The sequence below is a fragment of the Pseudonocardia bannensis genome, assembly GCF_012911875.1.
In the GTDB taxonomy this organism is placed as follows: domain Bacteria; phylum Actinomycetota; class Actinomycetes; order Mycobacteriales; family Pseudonocardiaceae; genus Pseudonocardia; species Pseudonocardia bannensis.
In genome coordinates, this window is the sequence record NZ_JAAXKZ010000258.1 from 1 (window position 1) to 1,567 (window position 1,567).

The 1,567-nt window shown below is 71.8% G+C and carries 1 protein-coding gene; it reads left to right on the forward strand.

Translation table 11 applies throughout. The features are described from left to right. Positions 1-129 precede the first annotated feature (129 nt). Complete coding sequence (locus HF519_RS30045) at positions 130-1,557, forward strand: NF041680 family putative transposase (RefSeq protein WP_312860436.1); 1,428 nt, start codon at positions 130-132, stop codon at positions 1,555-1,557. Positions 1,558-1,567: the final 10 nt, after the last annotated feature.

Genomic DNA, 1,567 nt, shown 5'->3' on the forward strand with positions numbered 1-1,567 from the left:
AGCTTGTCCTTTAACCTTCGTGGCCGTCGGTGCCGTTGGCGCTGCCCCCGGGTGATCACGAGTGCAGCCCTTGGTTGATCATGCTTCTGACGAAGGAAGAAGATCAACACAAGGGCTGCGGTGGGTAGTGTGCACGATCAAGCTCGGGTGGCCGCGCTGGGGGAGCTCGCCCGGTTTCGTCGTGAGTTCTACGCGGCGTTGACCGCGCGGGCCGATGCGCTGTTCGAGCTGACCGACGCGGTGTTGTGTGCCGATGGGCCGGTGACGACGCTGGTCGATCTGACCCTGGTGGCCGAGCACCGCCGCGGACACGGGGCGATGTATGACGCGCTGAACCACGGCCGTGTTGAGCCGGAGCGGGTCCGCCGGACGCTGGCGTCGCTGCCGCTGCCCAGGGCGGCGGATGGCCGGATCGTGCTCGCCGTCGACGTCAGCCCGTGGCTGCGCTCGGACGCCTCCACCAGCGCGGAGCGGCTGTTCTGCCACGTCTATGGCCGGGCGAAGAACACCTCGCAGCTCATCCCGGGCTGGCCGTACTCGTTCGTCGCCGCCCTGGAACCGGGTCGGACCTCATGGACCGCGCTGCTGGACGCGGTCCGCCTCGGGCCCGCCGACGACGCCACCGCCGTGACCGCCGACCAACTCCGCGCGGTCGTCGCCCGGCTGACCGCGGCCGGGCACTGGCGGCACGGTGACCCCGACATCCTGATCGTCGCCGACGCCGGCTACGACATCACCCGGCTCGCGTTCGTCCTGGCCGACCTACCCGTCCAGCTGCTCGGCCGGATCCGTTCCGACCGGGTGCTGCGGCTACCGAAGCCGCCCCGAGTGCCCGGCAGCACCGGGCGCCCACCCAAGCACGGGCCGGAGTTCGCCCTGGACAAACCCGCCACCTGGCCCGAACCGGCCCAGGTCACGATCACCGACACCACCCGCTACGGCACCGCGACCGCCACCAGCTGGGACCGGCTCCATCCCCGGCTCACCCATCGCGGCTGCTGGCTCGACCACGATGGCGCGCTGCCCGTCATCGAGGGCACCCTCATCCGGCTGCAGGTCGAGCACCTGCCCGGGGATCGTGGCCCTAAGCCGGTCTGGCTGTGGTCCTCGACCACCGGCGCCACCGCGGCCGACGTCGACCGCTGGTGGCAGTCATTCCTGCGTCGCTTCGACCTCGAGCACACCTTCCGGCTGCTCAAGCAGACCCTTGGCTGGACCGCCCCGAAGATCCGCAGCCCCCAGGCCGCCGACCGCTGGACCTGGCTCCTTATCGCCGCCCACGCCCAACTCCGCCTCGCCCGCCCGCTGGCCGAGGACCTCCGCCGACCGTGGGAGAAGCCCGCCCCGCCGGGCCGGCTGACCCCGGCCCGGGTCCGCCGCAGCTTCCGGAACCTCCGCGCGCGGACCGTCCTTCCCGCCCGGGCGCCCAAACCCGCGCGCCCCGGCCCTGGACGACCACCCGGCTCCCGCAACCACGCCCCGGCACCCCGCTACGACGTCGGAAAGACCGTCAAACGCGACCTCACCATGACCGCCCGGCAACAGCGCGCAGGTTAAAGATCAAGCT